This is a genomic window from Streptomyces sp. NPDC001920 (genome assembly GCF_053594495.1).
This window is the reverse complement of the sequence record NZ_JBSFEP010000005.1, coordinates 281705-296797: the sequence shown is the minus strand read 5'-3', so window position 1 is coordinate 296797 and position 15093 is coordinate 281705. Positions and strand designations below refer to the sequence as shown.

The following is a 15093-nucleotide window of genomic DNA, read 5'->3' as shown; positions in this document are numbered from 1 at the left end:
GCCCCGTCACGCCCGTCAGCAGATGCGCGGCAACTGCTCGCCCAGCGGCAGGTCCACCACCCTGGTGCCGCCGAGGCCGGTGGCGACCACGACCATGCCGGGGTGGTCGGCGACACACTCGCCGATCAGCGCGGCCCCGGCGCCCTGCGGATGGGCGCGCATCGCCGCGAGGACCTCCTCGGCGGCCGACGGCGGCACGAAGGCGACCAGCCGACCCTCGTTGGCCACGTACAGGGGGTCGAGCCCAAGAAACCCGCAGGCGTTCGCCACCGCGTCCGGCACCGGAACGTCCCGCTCGCGCAGCCGCACACCGGTCCCGGAAGCACGGGCGATCTCGTTGAGGGCCGCCGCCAGACCACCTCTGGTGGGATCCCGCAGCACATGGATGTCCGCGGTGACGGCCAGCATCGCCGCCACCAGATCCGCCAGCGGCGCCGTGTCGCTGGCGACCTCCACCCCGAACTCCAGCCCTTCCCGGACGCTCATGATCGCGACTCCGTGCAGCCCGATCGGCCCGCTGACGATGACGGCGTCCCCGGGCCGCGCCTGCTGCGGCCGGATGTCCACCCCGTCGGGCACGACCCCCACCCCTGCCGTGGTGACGTACACCCCGTCACCGTGCCCGGACTCCACCACCTTGGTGTCACCCGTCGCGATCGTGACCCCCGCGGCCTCGGCCGCCGCCCCCATGGCCCGCGCGACCCCCTCGACCACGGTCAGCTCCACGCCCTCCTCCAGCACGAAGGCGGCGGAGAGGTACGCGGGCCTGGCACCGCTCATCGCCAGGTCGTTGACGGTGCCGTTGACCGCGAGGTCACCGAGGCAGCCGCCGGGAAAGAACAGCGGCCGGACCACGTACGAGTCGGTGGAGAACGCCAGCCGCGCCCCGCCCAGCTCCAGGACGGCGGAGTCGGTGAGCGCGGCGAGGGTGGCGTTGCCGTAGGCGGGGGCGAAGACCTGCTCCATCAGCTCGGCCGACAGGGCCCCTCCGCCACCGTGCCCCATCACCACGACCGGCTGGTCGCGCAGGGGAGCGGGGCAGGTCCAGCCGGCCGGGTCGACCACATCGGCGAGTCGTTCAGGCAACGGGGTTCATCTCCTCACGCGCGGACCGGTCGGCCCTCGGCGTCGTCGCGCTCATCCGGCGGTACAGGTAGTAGGCCGCGCAGGCGCCCTCGCTGGAGACCATGGTGGCGCCGAGCGGGGTGCGCGGGGTGCAGGTGGTGCCGAACGCGGCGCACTCGGTCGGCTTGATCAGCCCCTGCAGCACCTCGCCGCTGCGGCACTCGGCGGGCTCCTCGGTACGGATGCCCGAGACGTCGAAGCGGTGCTCGGCGTCGTAGGCGCGGAAGGCGTCCGTCAGCCGCCAGCCGCTCTTAGGGATGCGCCCGATCCCGCGCCAGTTGCGGTCGGTGACCTCGAAGACCTCCTCGATCATGCGCACCGCGGCCGGGTTGCCCTCCGCGCGCACGGCACGCGGGTAGGCGTTCTCCACCCGGTGCTCCCCGCGCTCCAGCTGGCGGACCGCCAGGCGGATGCCCTCCAGGATGTCCAGCGGTTCGAAGCCGGTCACCACCATCGGGACGCGGAACCGCTCGGCGAGCTCCGGGTACTCGGCGGTGCCCATCACGCTGCACACGTGCCCGGCGGCCAGGAAGCCCTGAACCCGGCAGCTCGGTGCCGTCATGATGGCCTCGACGGCCGGGGGCACCCGCACGTGGGAGACCAGCAGACTGAAGTTGGGCAGGCCCTCACGGCGCGCCTGGTGCACGGCCATGGCGTTGGCGGGGGCCGTCGTCTCGAAGCCGATGGCGAAGAACACCACCTCGCGGTCCGGGTTGCGGCGGGCCAGCTCCAGGGCGTCGAGCGGTGAGTAGACCACCCGGACGTCACCGCCCTCGCCCTTGACCCGGAACAGGTCGCGGTCGGTGCCCGGAACCCGGAGCATGTCGCCGAAGGAACAGAAGATCACCCCGGGCCGCGCGGCGATCTCCAGTGCCTTGTCGATGACCTCCAGGGGCGTGACGCACACCGGACAGCCGGGTCCGTGGATCAACTCCACCTGCTCCGGAAGCAGTTGGTCGATGCCGTGCCGGATGATCGAGTGCGTCTGCCCGCCGCACACCTCCATCAGGGCCCAGGGCCGGGTGGCGGTGGCGCGGATCTCCTCCAGCAGCCGGCGGGCCAGCTCGGGGTCGTTGAACTCGTCGATGTACCTCACGCGGTTCCCGCCTCCTTCGCCGCCTGCTCCCAGGCGTCCCCGAACTCCTCCTCCAGCAGCCCCAGTTCCTCGAAGAGCTTCAGCGAGGCCAGGGCCGACTCCTCGTCCAGACGCTGGAGCGCGAACCCGACGTGCACGATGACGTACTCACCGACCCGCACATCGGGGACGTACTCCAGGCACGCCTGTTTCTGCACTCCGCCGAAGTCGATCAGCCCGGTGAGCGGGTCGGCGCCGGCCTCGATGGCCACGACCTTGCCGGGCACTGCCAAACACATGGGTCACTCCTTCTGTCGTCCGTGCGCCGCGACCACCAGCTGGCCGAGGGCCAACCCGCCGTCGTTCGGCGGGACTTCGCCGTGCCGCAGCACCGTGAAGCCGTCCCCGGTCAGCAGCCGGGTGCACTCCTGCTCCAGCAGCGCGTTGGCGAAGACCCCGCCGGTGAGGGCGACGGTGATCAGACCGGTGTCCCGGCGCGCCCGCCGGCAGATCTGCTGAACGGCCCGCGCGACGCCCCGGTGGAAACGGGCGGCGAGGACGGGGGCCGGGGTGCCTCGGCGCAGGTCGGCGACGAGGGCGCCGAGCACGGGTGCCGGGTCGCAGGCGCCGTCCGAGAGACCGAAGGTGTACGCCGGCCCGTCCGCGTCCCAGGCCGTCACGGCCGCCGACTCCAGCTCCAGGGCCGCCTGGGCCTCGTACTCGGCGCGATGGCAGACGCCCACCAGGGACGACACGGCGTCGAAGAGCCGGCCCATGCTGGAGGTCGCCACTGTCGCCACCGAGCGGCTCAACTGCGCTTCCAGCAGCAGGAGTTCCCCGGGTTCGCAGGCGGCCACGCAGGGCAGGTCCGGGTCCCAGCGCAGGCCGGCGGTCCACAGCCGGGCCAGCGCCAGCCGGCAGGGGTTGGCGACACCCGCGTCCCCGCCGGGGAGCGGGGCAGGGGTCAGACGGCCGTAGCGCCGGAAGCCCGCGTAGTCGGCGAGCAGGATCTCGCCGCCCCACACGGTGCCGTCGTCGCCGTAGCCGGTGCCGTCGAACGCGACACCGATGACGGGGGTGGTGCCGTCGAGGCCGTGCTCGGCCATCGCCGAGGCGACATGCGCGTGGTGGTGCTGGACGAACACCGGAGTGGCCACGGGCATCCGGGACGCCCGCCGCCGCGCCCACCGCGCCGAGTGGTATCCCGGGTGCCGGTCCGCGGCGACCAGTTCCGGGCTCACGCCGGTCAGGCTGCTCATATGGGACTCCGCCCGCCGGACCGCCTCCAGCGTGGTCAGGTCGCCCATGTCGCCGATGTGCGGCCCGAACCAGGCCTGGTCGCCCTCACCCACGCACAGGGCGTTCTTCAGGTCGCCGCCCACCGCGAGCGCCGGCCGCACCGCCACCGGCAGCCGCAGCGGACGGGGCACGTACCCGCGTGAGCGGCGCAGCACCTGCTCGCCGCCGTCGGCGCGCACCCGCAGCAGGGAGTCGTCGCACGGCGAGGCGATGACGCGGTCGTGGGCGAGCCATGCGTCGGCCAGCCCGGCCAGCCGGGTCAGCGCCTCGTCGTCGTCCGTGACGATCGGCTCCCCCGAGCGGTTGCCGCTCGTCATGACCAGCACCCGCGGGCCCGGCGGATCGCCGGGCAGCCCGAAGAGCAGGGTGTGCACGGGGGTGTACGGCAGCATCACGCCGAGGTGCGGGCTGCCGGGACAGACACCGGGGGCGAGCACCTCGTGCCGTGCGCTTCGGCGCAGCAGGACGATGGGGCGCCGGGGGCCGGTCAGCGCGGCGAGTTCGGCGGGGGAGGGTGCGGCGATCCGGCGGACGGCGTCGAGGTCCGCGCACATCACCGCGAACGGCTTGCCGCCGCGCGCCTTGCGGGTGCGCAGCGTGTCGACGGCCCGTGCGTCGGTGGCGTCGCACGCCAGGTGGTAGCCGCCGAGCCCCTTGACGGCGACGATCCGACCGGCCGCCAGCAGCTCCCGGGCCGCGGCCACCGCCTCGGTGTCCCGCGCGGCGCGGACATCGCCGCCGGCGGCGGGCACCAGGCGCAGCCGGGGACCGCAGTGCGGGCAGGCCACCGGCTGGGCGTGGAAGCGGCGGTCGCCCGGATCGCCGTACTCACGGGCGCAGCGGGGGCACATCGGGAAGCCGGTCATGGTCGTGACCGCCCGGTCGTACGGCATGGCCGTGGCGATGGTGAAGCGGGGCCCGCAGTGGGTGCAGGTGATGAAGGGGTGCCGGTGGCGGCGGTCGGCCGGATCGGCCAGCTCGCGCAGGCAGTCGGCGCAGGTCGCGGTGTCCGGCGGCAGGAGCGTGCGGCCGGGGGAGCGGTCGGTGGACCGGATCGTGAAGGTGTCGTCGGCTCCGATGACGGGCAGGTCCTCGAACCCGACGGCGGTGACCGCGGCCAGCGGTGGCGGCTCCGTGGACAGCCGCGCACAGAAGCGGGCGACACCGTCCGGCGGGCCCTCCACCTCGACGACCACACCGCTCGCGGTGTTGCTCACGAACCCGGCCAGCGCGAGCTCGGTGGCCAGCCGGTGCACGAACGGGCGGAACCCCACTCCCTGCACCGTGCCGCGCACCGTGACCCGGCGGCGTACCGCCTGGTCGACAGGCGCCGTCACGAGACGGGGCTCGCCGCGTGGACGTGTCCGTGCGGGTGCGGCGCGAGCGGGGGCCGGTGGACGGGGGAACCGTCGCGTACGGCGAGCACCAGCTCCAGGAGCGCGTCGACGCCCTCACCGCTGCGGGCGCAGGACCGCAGCACCCGTACGCCGGGGTTCACGCGCTGCACGCTCGCCTCGAAGGCCGCCGCGTCGAAGCCGGCGGGCCCGGCCAGATCGGTCTTGGTGAGCACCACCAGGTGGGCGGAGCCGAACGCCGTGGGGTATTTCAGCGGCTTGTCCTCGCCCTCCGTCACCGCCATGAGAACGATCCGCATGCTCTCGCCGAGGTCGTAGGAGGCCGGGCACACCAGGTTGCCGACGTTCTCCACGAACAGCAGCGTGGTGTCCCCGGGCAGCCAGTCCTCCACGTGGCCGCGCAGTTGCCGGGCCTCCAGATGGCACAGCCCGTCGGTCAGCAGCTGCTTCACCGGCGCCCCGGAGCGGGCGAGCCGGTGGGCGTCGTTCTCGGTCGCCAGGTCCGCGGTGAGGGCGGCCACCGGGACGTGCCGCTCCACCGCCCGGGCCAGCACCCGCCCGAGCAGCTCGGTCTTGCCGCTGCCCGGACTGGACAGCAGGTTGACCACGCCGACCCCGCGCCGGGCCAGTTCGGCACGCAGGCTCGCGGCCAGGCCGTCGTTCTTCGCCAGGACGGCCTGTGTGACCTCGTCCACGGACTCGCACATGGGCGCTGCTCCTCGCGGTCGAATGCGGTACGAACCGGGATACCGGTCCGCTATCGATCCTGCGTGCCACCGCCGACCGCGCCCCGGAGCCCGGCCGGGGACAGGGCGGCGGATTCGTCCGGGCGGCTCAACGAAGCAGTGGCCGCCGGGTCGGCCAGCAGGACCGGAACCATGCGGTGCAGGGCCGCGACGGCCCGCTCCACCGCGTCGCGCACCGTCGCGCTCATCCCGGGGGCGATGTCCTCGTCACCGCGGGGCAGCACCTCGGGTTCGCAGGCGAGGACGAGGACGCGGGGGAGCGGTTCGTCGCCCAGGTGGGCCGCCAGGGCCAAAACCTTCGCCGGATCCATACCGTGCGCCTCGGGCGGGCAGCCGCCCGCGGCACGGTCGGGGAGGTCCGGCTCGACCAGCGTGAGGGTGCCCGGCCGGTGCCCCCGGGCCGCCGCGTCGACCAGGAGCACCGTGTCGTGGCCCGCGAGGAGTTCGTAGGCGAGATCCATCCCGCGGATGCCGAAGTCCCGCACCCGCACCTCGGCAGGCAGCGGGCGCCGGTCCAGGGCGCGGATCACCTCGGGGCCGAAGGCGTCGTCGGCGAGGAAGATGTTGCCGACCCCCGCCACCAGCAGCCGCGCGCTCATCGCGCGCCCGCGATGGCCAGCGGATCGGGGGAGCCGCCCGGCTGCTTGCGGACGAACGCCGAACGCAGGGCGTGGTAGGGGGCGTGCGGATCGAAGAGGATCGCGCGCATACGGGCCAGTTCGTCCCGCCGGTACTCGGCGAGCGGGTGCCGCTCCTCGCTCGCGCGGCGGACCGCGGCCTTCGCGGCGACCCGGCGCGCCAGGTCCGGCTCGTCGGCGAGCGCGGCCGCCAGGTGCTCGACCTCGGCGCCGAACTCCTGCGCCGACACATGCACCAGACGGTTGACCAGGCCGATCTCCAGGGCGTTCGCGGAACTCACCGGCAGTGCCTCGGTCACCAGCCGCTCAGCCGTCTCGGCTCCGACGCGGCGCGGCAGCGTGTACGTCCAGAACTCGGAGCCGTACAGGCCCATCCTGCGGTAGTGCGGGTTGAGGACGGCGCCCGAGCGGCACCACACCTCGTCGGCGGCCAGGGCCAGCATCACGCCGCCGGCCGCGGCGTTGCCGCCCAGCGCCGCCACCACCAGGCGGTCGGTGGTGCGCAGCACGGCTTCGACCAGGTCGTTCATGGCGTTGAGGTTGGCCCAGGATTCGCCGGCCGGGTCGGCGGCCGCCTCGATGACGTTCAGATGGATGCCGTTGGAGAAGAAGTCACGGCTGCCGCCGAGGACGAGCACCCGGGTCGGACGGGTGAGCGCGTACCGGTAGGCGGCGAGCAGCCGACGGCAGTGACTGGTGCTCATCGCCCCGCCGGGGAACGAGAAGGCGAGGAAGCCGACATCGCCGTGCTGCCGGTACCGGATGTCGGACCAGGTGAGCCTGCCGGGGGAGAGTTCGAGGGGCGCGGCGACCTCGGTGAGCCGCAGCTGTGCCGCTTTCGGGAGTGAGGCCAGCACGGAGGCGGCCGGACGGCGGAACGGCGCCGGGTCGCCGGAGTTCTTGCGGGGGCGCAGCTCGGGGATCCACACCGCGCCGTCCACCGTGGCCCGGCAGATCGCCCCGGCGCGTGTGGCGAGCAGGTCACCGGGGCGTCCCCGCAGCCGGTCCTCGGGGTGTCCGCCGTGCAGGAACACCTCCTGGCCGAGGAGTTCGTCCAGTACCCCCGGCTGGGAGTCGGCGCCCCGGAGCTTGCGCAGGACCGTCGCGGTGCTGTCCTCGTCCCAGTCGATCCGGCGCCGCTCCTGGCGCAGGAAGTCCCGCCACACCACGCGGATCGAGGGGTCGCTCTGGGCCTGCGGCTTGAACGATCCTTCGGCGTAGCGCCGCACGGCCAGCAGGACCGCGGCCGAGGCGGCGTCGGACACCTCGCCCCGGTACAGGTCGCTCTTGCCGACCGGCGGCACCGGGAAGGTGCGGGCGGCCCACACGTCCCCCGCGTCCATGGCCGCCTGGGCCTGGAGCACCGTCACTCCCCAGTGCGAGGCCTCCTCGGCGATCGCCCAGTCCAGCGAGGACGGGCCGCGGTCACCGGGTGGTCCGGGATGCACGATGAGGCAGGTGTGCTCCCGCCACACGTCCTCCGGCAACGCCGTCTTGAGCATGGGAGCGATGATCAGCTCCGGGCGGGAGGCGCGTACGGCGGCCCGCACGGCATCGGCGCCGTGCGAGGCGAGTACGACGTCCACCCGGTGCCCCTGGTCCGACAGTTCCGCGTACACGCGCTGGGACAGGCTGTTGAACGCGCTGGCGACGAGCAAGATCTCCATGACGGGGATGTTCGCCGGTTTACCGAGGGCCGAGAAGGACCACGGCGGCGTTTCGCCGGCCATGAGGGCATCTCTTCCGCCAATCGGATTGCATGAACGGACGCGGGGGCCGTTCGCGTACGTCCTACTTGCTGTGCACGATCTGGATCAGGTTGCCGCAGGTGTCGTCCAGGACGGCGGCGGTGAGGGAGCCCATCTCCAGCGGCTCCTGGGTGAAGTGCACGCCCAGCGCGCGCAGCCGCTCGAACTCCGCCCGCACGTCGTCCACGGCGAAGGAGGCGGCCGGGATGCCGTCCTGGGCCAGCGCCGTCTTGTACGGCTGCACCGCGGGGTGGCCCGAGGGTTCGAGCAGGAGTTCGGTCCCGTCGGGCTCCTCCGGCGAGACCACGGTCAGCCACCGGTCCGTGCCCACCGGCACGTCGTGCTTCTTCACAAAGCCCAGTACGTCGGTGTAGAAGCGCAGCGCTTGCTCCTGGTCGTCGACGAAGACGCTGGTGATGTGGATCCTCATGAGGTGCTCTCCGGGGTTTCGGGCCTGAGCCACCGGGTGACGAGGCGCTCAAGCGGTTCGGTGGTGAGGTCGTGGAACTTGTAGCGGCCCTGGCGCCGGGTGCGGACCAGTCCCGCCGCCTCCAGCACGGCGAGGTGCTGGCTGATCGCCTGGCGGGACGATCCCAGGCCGTGCTTGGTCGTGAGCCGCGCGCAGATCTCGAACAGTGTCTGACCGTTCCGCTCCGTCAGCTCGTCGAGGATCTTTCTGCGGGTCGGGTCGGCGAGGGCTTTGAAGATGTCGTCCGGCACGCCACCACCATAGGCAAGTAGCCGCTTGCCTATCAAGGGTCTGCCCGGTCGTGGCGGGCTCGGTTCGGAGGGCTGCACACCGTTCACCTCGCCGGCCGCCTCGCGGGACCTGGCCGAGGCCCGGTCCGCCGTCGCAGCCGTGACCGTGTTCGGCCCCCGCTTCGTGGGGGTGAAGGCGGCACGACCATCCGGACGCGGACGGCGCGGCGTGTGGTGCGGCCGTGTCACGTGTGGTGTGCGCTGGGACGCCAGGAAGGTCCACCCGCCAAGGAGGCACAGGGCATGCTCGGACAATCGCAGGCGTTCAGCGGCTTCTCGGTCGACGACCTCGACGAGGCCCGCCGGTTCTACGGCGAGGTCCTCGGCCTGGACGTGGAGGAGACCGGGCAGGGGGAGATGCGGATGCTGACCCTCAAGCTCGGCAGTGGCGCACGGGTCTTCGTCTACCCCAAGGAGGGGCACACCCCCGCGACGTTCACGATCCTGAACTTCCCGGTGGACGACATCGAGGCGGCCGTCGCCGAACTGGAGCGACGGGGCGTCGGCCTTGAGCGCTACCCCGGGTTCGACCACGACGACAAGGGCGTCGTCCGGGTCGGCGACGGAGGTCCCGCGGCGATCGCATGGTTCACCGACCCCGCCGGGAACGTGCTCGCCGTACTGCAGGAGGACTGATCGGCCGAGCGGCGCGGGCCGCGCTCCGCCGTCGTGGCGGGGTGAGGGCTCGGCCACCGCACGACGCGGGACCACCCCGAGCCCGGGACGACCTCAGCCGTTCCTCCGGCCCGCGGACGAGGAGCCTTGCCGTGGCCCACGGCCCCGGCGCCGCGCTGCGCGCGCACGCAGCGGCACCTCGTGGAACACCGGCGGGAACCTGGTCGCTCCTCAGCGCCGGCCCCAGCACGGTCACCGGCCCGCGCGAGGCCCCGACGGCTCCCTCGCGTCCCCGCATTCCCGCGTCCGGGCAACGACACGGACGCGGGGGCCCGGTTCTGATCCTCGGGTCCCCCGGGTTCGGTGCGGAAGCCGGCCGGGAACCGGGCCGAAGGCTACCGAGCCCCGTACACCGGCTGCGGCGCCTCCGCCCGTGCCAGCAGTTTCAGCGCCGCCTCGCCCACCTCGGCGGGGCTCCAGCGGGCGCCCCTGTCCACGGTCGGCCCAGGGCGCCAGCCCTCCATGACGGTGATACGGCCGCCCTCGGCCTCGAAGACCCGGCCGGTCACGCCGGCCGAGGCGGCGGAGCCCAGCCAGACCACGAGCGGGGAGACGTTCTCCGGCGCCATGGCGTCGAAACCGCCGTCCGCGGGGGCGGCCATGGTGCCCGCGAAGGTCCGCTCGGTCATGCGGGTGCGGGCCGCCGGGGCGATGGCGTTGACCTGCACGCCGTAGGGGCGCGTCTCGGCCGCGGCGACCAGGGTCAGGCCGACGACACCGGCCTTGGCGGCCGAGTAGTTGCCCTGGCCGACGCTGCCGAGCAGCCCGGCACCGGAGCTGGTGTTGATCACCCGCGCCGAGGGGGTGCGGCCCGCCTTCGCCTCGGCCCGCCAGTGCGCGACGGCGTGCTTCAACGGCAGGAAGTGGCCCCTGAGATGAACCCGCATCACCGCGTCCCAGTCGTCCTCGCCGAGGTTGACCAGCATGCGGTCGCGCAGGAACCCGGCGTTGTTGACGAGCGTGTCGAGGCGGCCGTACGTGTCCAGGGCGAGGCGCACGAGGGAGGCGGCGCCGTCAGCCGTGGTGATGTCGCCGGTGTGGGCGACCGCCCTCCCGCCCAGCGCCCGGATCTCGTCGACGACCCGCTGTGCGGGCCCGGCGGCTCCCCCGCTGCCGTCCAGGCCGACGCCGAGGTCGTTGACGACGACCTCGGCGCCCTCGGCGGCGAAGGCCAGGGCGTGCGCGCGGCCGAGCCCGCGGCCCGCCCCGGTGACGGCGACGACACGGTCGCTGCACAGTCCGGTCATGGTGGCGAAGTCCTTCCGACGATGGGCAGGTGACGGGACGGCCCGGCTGACGGGCCGTGGCGCTCCTCGGCGGCGGTGGCCGCGTCCAGGAACGCCGGCCGCTCCCCGCCGCCGTGCACCAGGAGGCTGGCGCCGCTGATGTAGGAGGCGTGCGCGGAGGCGAGAAAGACGCAGGCGTCCCCGACGTCCGACGGCTCGGCGAGGCGGCCGAGCGGCACGGTGCGCCCGACGGCCGCGACGCCGTCCTCGTCGCCGTAGTGCAGAGGGGACAGCTCGGTGCGGACCATTCCGACGACGAGGGTGTTGACCCGTATCCGCGGGGCCCATTCGACGGCCATGGTCCGCGCCAGGTTCTCCAGACCGGCCTTGGCGGCACCGTACGCCGCCGAACCGGGGGAGGGGCGGCTGCCGCTCACACTGCCGATCATCACGATCGACCCCCCGCCGGACTGGCCGCGCATCACGTCGTACGCGGCGAGCGAGGCGGTGAGCGGGGCGAGCAGGTTCAGCTCCACGACGCGGGCGTGCCGGACCGCCCCGCCCTCGTCGAGCATGCGGTACGGGGTGCCGCCGGCATTGTTGACCAGTGTGTCCAGGCGGCCGTGATCCTCCCGGATCCGGTCGAAGAAGGCGACGGTCGCCTCCTGGTCGCGCAGGTCGACCGGCAGGTACCGGGCCGTGCGCCCACCCGACTCGACCGGTTCCCGCGGGGCGCGGCGGGCACAGACGACGACCTCGGCACCCGCTTGGAGCAGGGCCCGGGCGATGCCCGCACCGACTCCCCGGGTGCCGCCGGTGACGACGGCGACGGACCCCGACAGATCGATGACCGATGCCATTGGACACCTCCCGCGGCGCGTGGACCGCTGCTATCTTCCACCTAACAAACGTTTGGTGGGAAGGGTGCTGATCCGCTCATGGGTGTCTCCGCCTCCGCCCCGAAAGAGGGCGTCGCCGTCGTCGCCGTGGACTTCCCACCCGTCAACGCGCTCCCGGTGCGGGGCTGGTACGACCTCGCCACCGCGATCCGCACCGCCGGGACCGACCCCGACGTGCGGTGCGTGGTGCTCACCGCGGCCGGACGTGGCTTCAACGCCGGTGTCGACATCAAGGAACTGCAGCGCAGCGCCGACAAGAGGGCCCTCGTCGGCGCCAACCGCGGTTGCTTCGAGGCGTTCGCGGCGGTCTACGACTGCGAGGTCCCGGTCGTCGCGGCCGTCCACGGCTTCTGCCTGGGCGGTGGGATCGGTCTGGTCGGCAACGCGGACGCGATCGTGGCGAGCGACGACGCGACCTTCGGGCTGCCCGAGCTGGACCGGGGCGCGCTGGGCGCGGCCACCCACCTGGCCCGCCTGGTCCCGCAGCACCTGATGCGGGCCCTGTACTACACCTCGCGCACGGTCACCGCCGCCGAGCTGCACCGGCACGGATCGGTGTGGCGGGTGGTGCCGCGCGAGCAACTGCACGCGGTGGCACTGGAGTTGGCCCGTGAGGTCGCCGCCAAGGACGGCTCCCTCATCCGCCTCGCCAAGGCCGCGATCAACGGCATCGACCCGATCGACGTCCACCGCAGCTACCGCTTCGAGCAGGGCTTCACCTTCGAGGCGAACCTCAGCGGCGTCGCCGACCGCGTACGCGACACGTTCGGCACCACCGGCGGCGCCGGGACCTCCGGGAAGGGGCGGCGGACGTGAGCAGGGACAAGACGATGACCGCCGAGCAGGTCGTCGGCCGGCTGGACAGCGGCATGACGATCGGCATCGGCGGCTGGGGATCACGACGCAAGCCGATGGCCCTGGTGCGGGCACTGCTGCGCTCCGGCATCACAGACCTCACCGTCGTCTCCTACGGCGGCCCGGACATCGGCCTCCTCGCCGCCGCCGGGCGGATCCGCACCCTTGTCGCCGCCTTCGCGACCCTGGACTCCATCCCGTTGGAGCCGCACTTCACGGCGGCCCGGCAGCAGGGCGACCTGGAGCTGGTGGAGCTGGACGAGGCCATGTTCATGTGGGGCCTGACGGCCGCGGCACACCGGTTGCCCTTCCTGCCGATCCGGGCCGGTCTCGGCTCGGACGTCATGCGGGTCAACCCCCGCCTGCGTACGGTCACTTCGCCCTACGAGGACGCAGAGGAACTCGTCGCGGTCCCGGCCCTGCGGCTGGACGCGGCCCTCGTCCACCTCAACCGTGCGGACCCGTACGGCAACGCCCAGTACCTGGGTCCCGACCCCTACTTCGACGACCTGTTCTGCCAGGCCGCCGATGCCGCCTACGTCTCCTGCGAGCGGATCGTGGACACCGCGGACCTGCTGAAGGACGCCGGCCCGCAGACCCTGCTGGTGCAACGGCCCTTCGTGACCGGGGTGGTGGAGACACCGAACGGAGCGCACTTCACCTCCTGCGTCCCCGACCACGACCGCGACGAGTCCTTCCAGCGGGCCTACGCGCGGGCCGCCCGCGACCCGCGGTCCTGGCGGGACTTCACCGAGCGCTTCCTCTCGGGTGACGAGGACGCCTATCAGGCGGCGGTGGCGGCATTCCACGAGGAGGCAGCCGAGGACGCGGCCGGGGAGGTGGCCCGATGACGGTCACCCGGGCCGAGTACTGCGTGGTGGCCTGTGCCGAAGCCTGGCGGGACGCCGGTGAGATCCTGGCCGCGCCGATGGGCACCGTCCCGGCGATCGCGGCCCGGCTGGCGAAGCTGACCTTCGCCCCCGACCTGCTCCTGACCGACGGTGAGGCGCTGCTGACGGCTGACGTCCCGGCGATGGGCGCAAGGGCCCAAAGGATCGAGGGCTGGCTGCCGTACCGCCGGCACCTGGCCCTGGTCGCCACCGGGCGTCGGCACGTGATGATGGGCGCCGCCCAGATCGACCGGCACGGCAACCAGAACATCTCCTGCATCGGCGACTGGGCCCGCCCGAAACGGCAGCTGCTGGGAGTGCGCGGAGCTCCTGTCAACACCCTCAACAACCCCACCAGTTACTGGATCCCCCGGCACTCCACGAGGGTGTTCGTCGCGCGCGTCGACATGGTCTGCGGTGTCGGCCACGACCGTGCCGCCGAGGCCGGACCCTCCGCGACCCGCTACCACCACCTGACTCAAGTCGTCAGCGATCTCGGCGTGTTCGACTTCCGGACACCGGATCGGACGATGCGGGTACGCTCCTTGCACCCCGGTGTCACCGCCGAACAGGTCACCACGGCCACCGGCTTCGCACTGACCGTGCCGCGGGAGACACCCCGCACCCGTGAGCCCACGTCCGAGGAGCTGCGGCTGATCCGCGAGGTCGTCGACCCCGGAGGGCTGCGCGAGGGCGAGGTGCCGGCGGCATGACCGGCCCGGCCCTCGACACGGCGCTGACCAAGCTGGTCGGCGTACGGCACCCGCTCGTGCAGACGGGCATGGGCTGGGTGGCCGGCCCCCGCCTGGTGTCCGCCACCGCGAACGCCGGCGCGCTCGGCATCCTCGCCTCCGCCACCATGACCGTGGCACGGCTCCGCGCGGCGGTCCGTGAGGTCCGGTCCCGTACCGACGCGCCCTTCGGGGTCAATCTGCGGGCGGACGCCTGCGACGCGGCCGAGCGGGTCCGGATCATCGTCGACGAGGGCGTGAAGGTCGCCTCGTTCGCGCTGGCGCCCTCGCGGGAGCTGATCGCCCGGCTCAAGGACGCCGGTGTCGTCGTCATCCCGTCCGTCGGCGCGCGGCGGCACGCGGAGAAGGTCGCGGAGTGGGGCGTGGACGCGGTGGTGGTGCAGGGGGCGGAGGGGGGCGGGCACACCGGCGGCGTCGCCACCAGTGTCCTGCTCCCGCAGGTCGTGGACGCGGTGGACATCCCGGTGATCGCGGCCGGCGGCTTCCACGACGGGCGCGGCCTGGTCGCGGCGCTCGCGTACGGAGCCGCGGGCATCGCCATGGGCACCCGCTTCCTGCTCACCTCCGACAGCACCGTCCCCGACCCGGTCAAGGCCCGCTACCTGGCCGCCGCCGTCCAGGACGTCACCGTCACCAGCGAGGTCGACGGCCTGCCCCACCGGATGCTGCGCACCGAACTCGTCGACGCGCTGGAGCGCTCCGGCCGGGCCGCGTCCCTGTGGCGCGCGGTCCGCCACGCCGCCGCCTTCCGGCACGAGACCGGCATGACCTGGGCGGCGATGGTCCGCGACGGCCTGGCGATGAAGCACGGCAGGCAGCTGACGTGGAGTCAGGTCCTGCTCGCCGCCAACACCCCCATGCTGCTCAGGGCCGCGATGGTCGACGGCCGCACCGACCTCGGCGTGATGGCCTCCGGACAGGTCGCCGGGGTGATCCACGACCTGCCGTCCTGCGCCGAACTCGTGGACCGGATCATGGCCGAGGCGCATGCCACGCTCAACCGGCTGCCCCGATCGGCGTGAGCGCCGCGGGCCCTGCCTTCTCCTTCCTT

The 15093-nt window shown here is 73.3% G+C and carries 16 protein-coding genes; 5 read left to right on the top strand and 11 right to left on the bottom strand.

Annotation, left to right across the window (positions count from 1 at the left end):
- Positions 1–15: 15 nt before the first annotated feature.
- From hypE to ACWCPI_RS10920, 9 genes are all read right to left on the bottom strand, one after another.
- Positions 16–1086 carry a hydrogenase expression/formation protein HypE gene (hypE, locus tag ACWCPI_RS10960; RefSeq protein WP_451037819.1) on the bottom strand — a complete coding sequence of 357 codons (1071 nt, stop codon included), beginning with the start codon at positions 1084–1086 and terminating at the stop codon, positions 16–18.
- Complete coding sequence (gene hypD, locus ACWCPI_RS10955; protein WP_451037818.1) at positions 1079–2221, bottom strand: hydrogenase formation protein HypD; 1143 nt, start codon at positions 2219–2221, stop codon at positions 1079–1081. The genes hypE and hypD overlap by 8 nt, the downstream gene beginning before the upstream one ends.
- Positions 2218–2499, bottom strand: a complete 282-nt coding sequence (locus ACWCPI_RS10950; RefSeq protein ID WP_451037817.1) for a HypC/HybG/HupF family hydrogenase formation chaperone — start codon at positions 2497–2499, stop codon at positions 2218–2220. Before ACWCPI_RS10950 ends, hypD begins: the two co-directional genes overlap by 4 nt.
- Positions 2500–2502: 3 nt before the next feature.
- Positions 2503–4836 carry a carbamoyltransferase HypF gene (gene hypF / locus ACWCPI_RS10945; RefSeq protein WP_451037816.1) on the bottom strand — a complete coding sequence of 778 codons (2334 nt, stop codon included), beginning with the start codon at positions 4834–4836 and terminating at the stop codon, positions 2503–2505.
- Positions 4833–5561 (bottom strand): hydrogenase nickel incorporation protein HypB, encoded by a 729-nt coding sequence (gene hypB, locus ACWCPI_RS10940; RefSeq protein WP_451037815.1) that lies wholly within the window; start codon positions 5559–5561, stop codon positions 4833–4835. Before hypB ends, hypF begins: the two co-directional genes overlap by 4 nt.
- 50 nt (positions 5562–5611) lie before the next feature.
- Positions 5612–6199, bottom strand: coding sequence for a hydrogenase maturation protease (locus ACWCPI_RS10935; RefSeq protein WP_451037814.1), 588 nt, complete (start codon positions 6197–6199; stop codon positions 5612–5614).
- Positions 6196–7905: an enoyl-CoA hydratase-related protein gene (locus ACWCPI_RS10930; protein WP_451037813.1), complete on the bottom strand. Its 1710-nt coding sequence runs from the start codon at positions 7903–7905 to the stop codon at positions 6196–6198. Before ACWCPI_RS10930 ends, ACWCPI_RS10935 begins: the two co-directional genes overlap by 4 nt.
- A 124-nt stretch (positions 7906–8029) precedes the next feature.
- On the bottom strand, positions 8030–8416 hold the full coding sequence (locus ACWCPI_RS10925) for a VOC family protein (protein WP_451037812.1): 387 nt from the start codon (positions 8414–8416) through the stop codon (positions 8030–8032).
- Positions 8413–8706, bottom strand: a complete 294-nt coding sequence (locus tag ACWCPI_RS10920) for an ArsR/SmtB family transcription factor (RefSeq protein WP_388795325.1) — start codon at positions 8704–8706, stop codon at positions 8413–8415. The genes ACWCPI_RS10925 and ACWCPI_RS10920 overlap by 4 nt, the downstream gene beginning before the upstream one ends.
- A gap of 282 nt (positions 8707–8988) precedes the next feature.
- Between ACWCPI_RS10920 and ACWCPI_RS10915 the strand changes: the two genes are divergently transcribed.
- Positions 8989–9381: a VOC family protein gene (locus tag ACWCPI_RS10915; protein WP_451037811.1), complete on the top strand. Its 393-nt coding sequence runs from the start codon at positions 8989–8991 to the stop codon at positions 9379–9381.
- A gap of 374 nt (positions 9382–9755) precedes the next feature.
- Here the strand turns inward: ACWCPI_RS10915 and ACWCPI_RS10910 are convergent, their stop codons facing one another.
- Positions 9756–10667 (bottom strand): SDR family oxidoreductase, encoded by a 912-nt coding sequence (locus ACWCPI_RS10910; protein ID WP_451037810.1) that lies wholly within the window; start codon positions 10665–10667, stop codon positions 9756–9758.
- Positions 10664–11506, bottom strand: coding sequence for an SDR family oxidoreductase (locus tag ACWCPI_RS10905; protein ID WP_451037809.1), 843 nt, complete (start codon positions 11504–11506; stop codon positions 10664–10666). Before ACWCPI_RS10905 ends, ACWCPI_RS10910 begins: the two co-directional genes overlap by 4 nt.
- Before the next feature lie 78 nt (positions 11507–11584).
- Between ACWCPI_RS10905 and ACWCPI_RS10900 the strand changes: the two genes are divergently transcribed.
- From ACWCPI_RS10900 to ACWCPI_RS10885, 4 genes are read left to right on the top strand one after another with little or no spacing between them, the layout of a single operon-like run.
- Positions 11585–12361, top strand: coding sequence for an enoyl-CoA hydratase family protein (locus ACWCPI_RS10900; RefSeq protein WP_451037808.1), 777 nt, complete (start codon positions 11585–11587; stop codon positions 12359–12361).
- A gap of 14 nt (positions 12362–12375) precedes the next feature.
- Positions 12376–13251, top strand: a complete 876-nt coding sequence (locus ACWCPI_RS10895; protein WP_451037933.1) for a CoA transferase subunit A — start codon at positions 12376–12378, stop codon at positions 13249–13251.
- Positions 13248–14003 carry a CoA-transferase subunit beta gene (locus ACWCPI_RS10890; protein WP_451037807.1) on the top strand — a complete coding sequence of 252 codons (756 nt, stop codon included), beginning with the start codon at positions 13248–13250 and terminating at the stop codon, positions 14001–14003. Before ACWCPI_RS10895 ends, ACWCPI_RS10890 begins: the two co-directional genes overlap by 4 nt.
- A complete protein-coding gene (locus ACWCPI_RS10885; protein ID WP_451037806.1) occupies positions 14000–15064 on the top strand; it encodes an NAD(P)H-dependent flavin oxidoreductase in 1065 nt (354 codons plus the stop codon). The genes ACWCPI_RS10890 and ACWCPI_RS10885 overlap by 4 nt, the downstream gene beginning before the upstream one ends.
- The last annotated feature ends 29 nt before the right edge of the window (positions 15065–15093 follow it).

What these genes read in the sequence shown, in the direction of transcription:
- ACWCPI_RS10930 (WP_451037813.1), bottom strand. Translation starts at nt 7,905, where the DNA reads ATGGAGATCTTGCTCGTCGCCAGCGCGTTCAACAGCCTGTCCCAGCGC.
- ACWCPI_RS10900 (WP_451037808.1), top strand. Translation starts at nt 11,585, where the DNA reads ATGGGTGTCTCCGCCTCCGCCCCGAAAGAGGGCGTCGCCGTCGTCGCC.
- ACWCPI_RS10925 (WP_451037812.1), bottom strand. Translation starts at nt 8,416, where the DNA reads ATGAGGATCCACATCACCAGCGTCTTCGTCGACGACCAGGAGCAAGCG.
- ACWCPI_RS10915 (WP_451037811.1), top strand. Translation starts at nt 8,989, where the DNA reads ATGCTCGGACAATCGCAGGCGTTCAGCGGCTTCTCGGTCGACGACCTC.
- ACWCPI_RS10910 (WP_451037810.1), bottom strand. Translation starts at nt 10,667, where the DNA reads ATGACCGGACTGTGCAGCGACCGTGTCGTCGCCGTCACCGGGGCGGGC.
- ACWCPI_RS10935 (WP_451037814.1), bottom strand. Translation starts at nt 6,199, where the DNA reads ATGAGCGCGCGGCTGCTGGTGGCGGGGGTCGGCAACATCTTCCTCGCC.
- ACWCPI_RS10950 (WP_451037817.1), bottom strand. Translation starts at nt 2,499, where the DNA reads ATGTGTTTGGCAGTGCCCGGCAAGGTCGTGGCCATCGAGGCCGGCGCC.
- ACWCPI_RS10905 (WP_451037809.1), bottom strand. Translation starts at nt 11,506, where the DNA reads ATGGCATCGGTCATCGATCTGTCGGGGTCCGTCGCCGTCGTCACCGGC.
- ACWCPI_RS10885 (WP_451037806.1), top strand. Translation starts at nt 14,000, where the DNA reads ATGACCGGCCCGGCCCTCGACACGGCGCTGACCAAGCTGGTCGGCGTA.
- hypB (WP_451037815.1), bottom strand. Translation starts at nt 5,561, where the DNA reads ATGTGCGAGTCCGTGGACGAGGTCACACAGGCCGTCCTGGCGAAGAAC.
- ACWCPI_RS10890 (WP_451037807.1), top strand. Translation starts at nt 13,248, where the DNA reads ATGACGGTCACCCGGGCCGAGTACTGCGTGGTGGCCTGTGCCGAAGCC.
- ACWCPI_RS10895 (WP_451037933.1), top strand. Translation starts at nt 12,376, where the DNA reads ATGACCGCCGAGCAGGTCGTCGGCCGGCTGGACAGCGGCATGACGATC.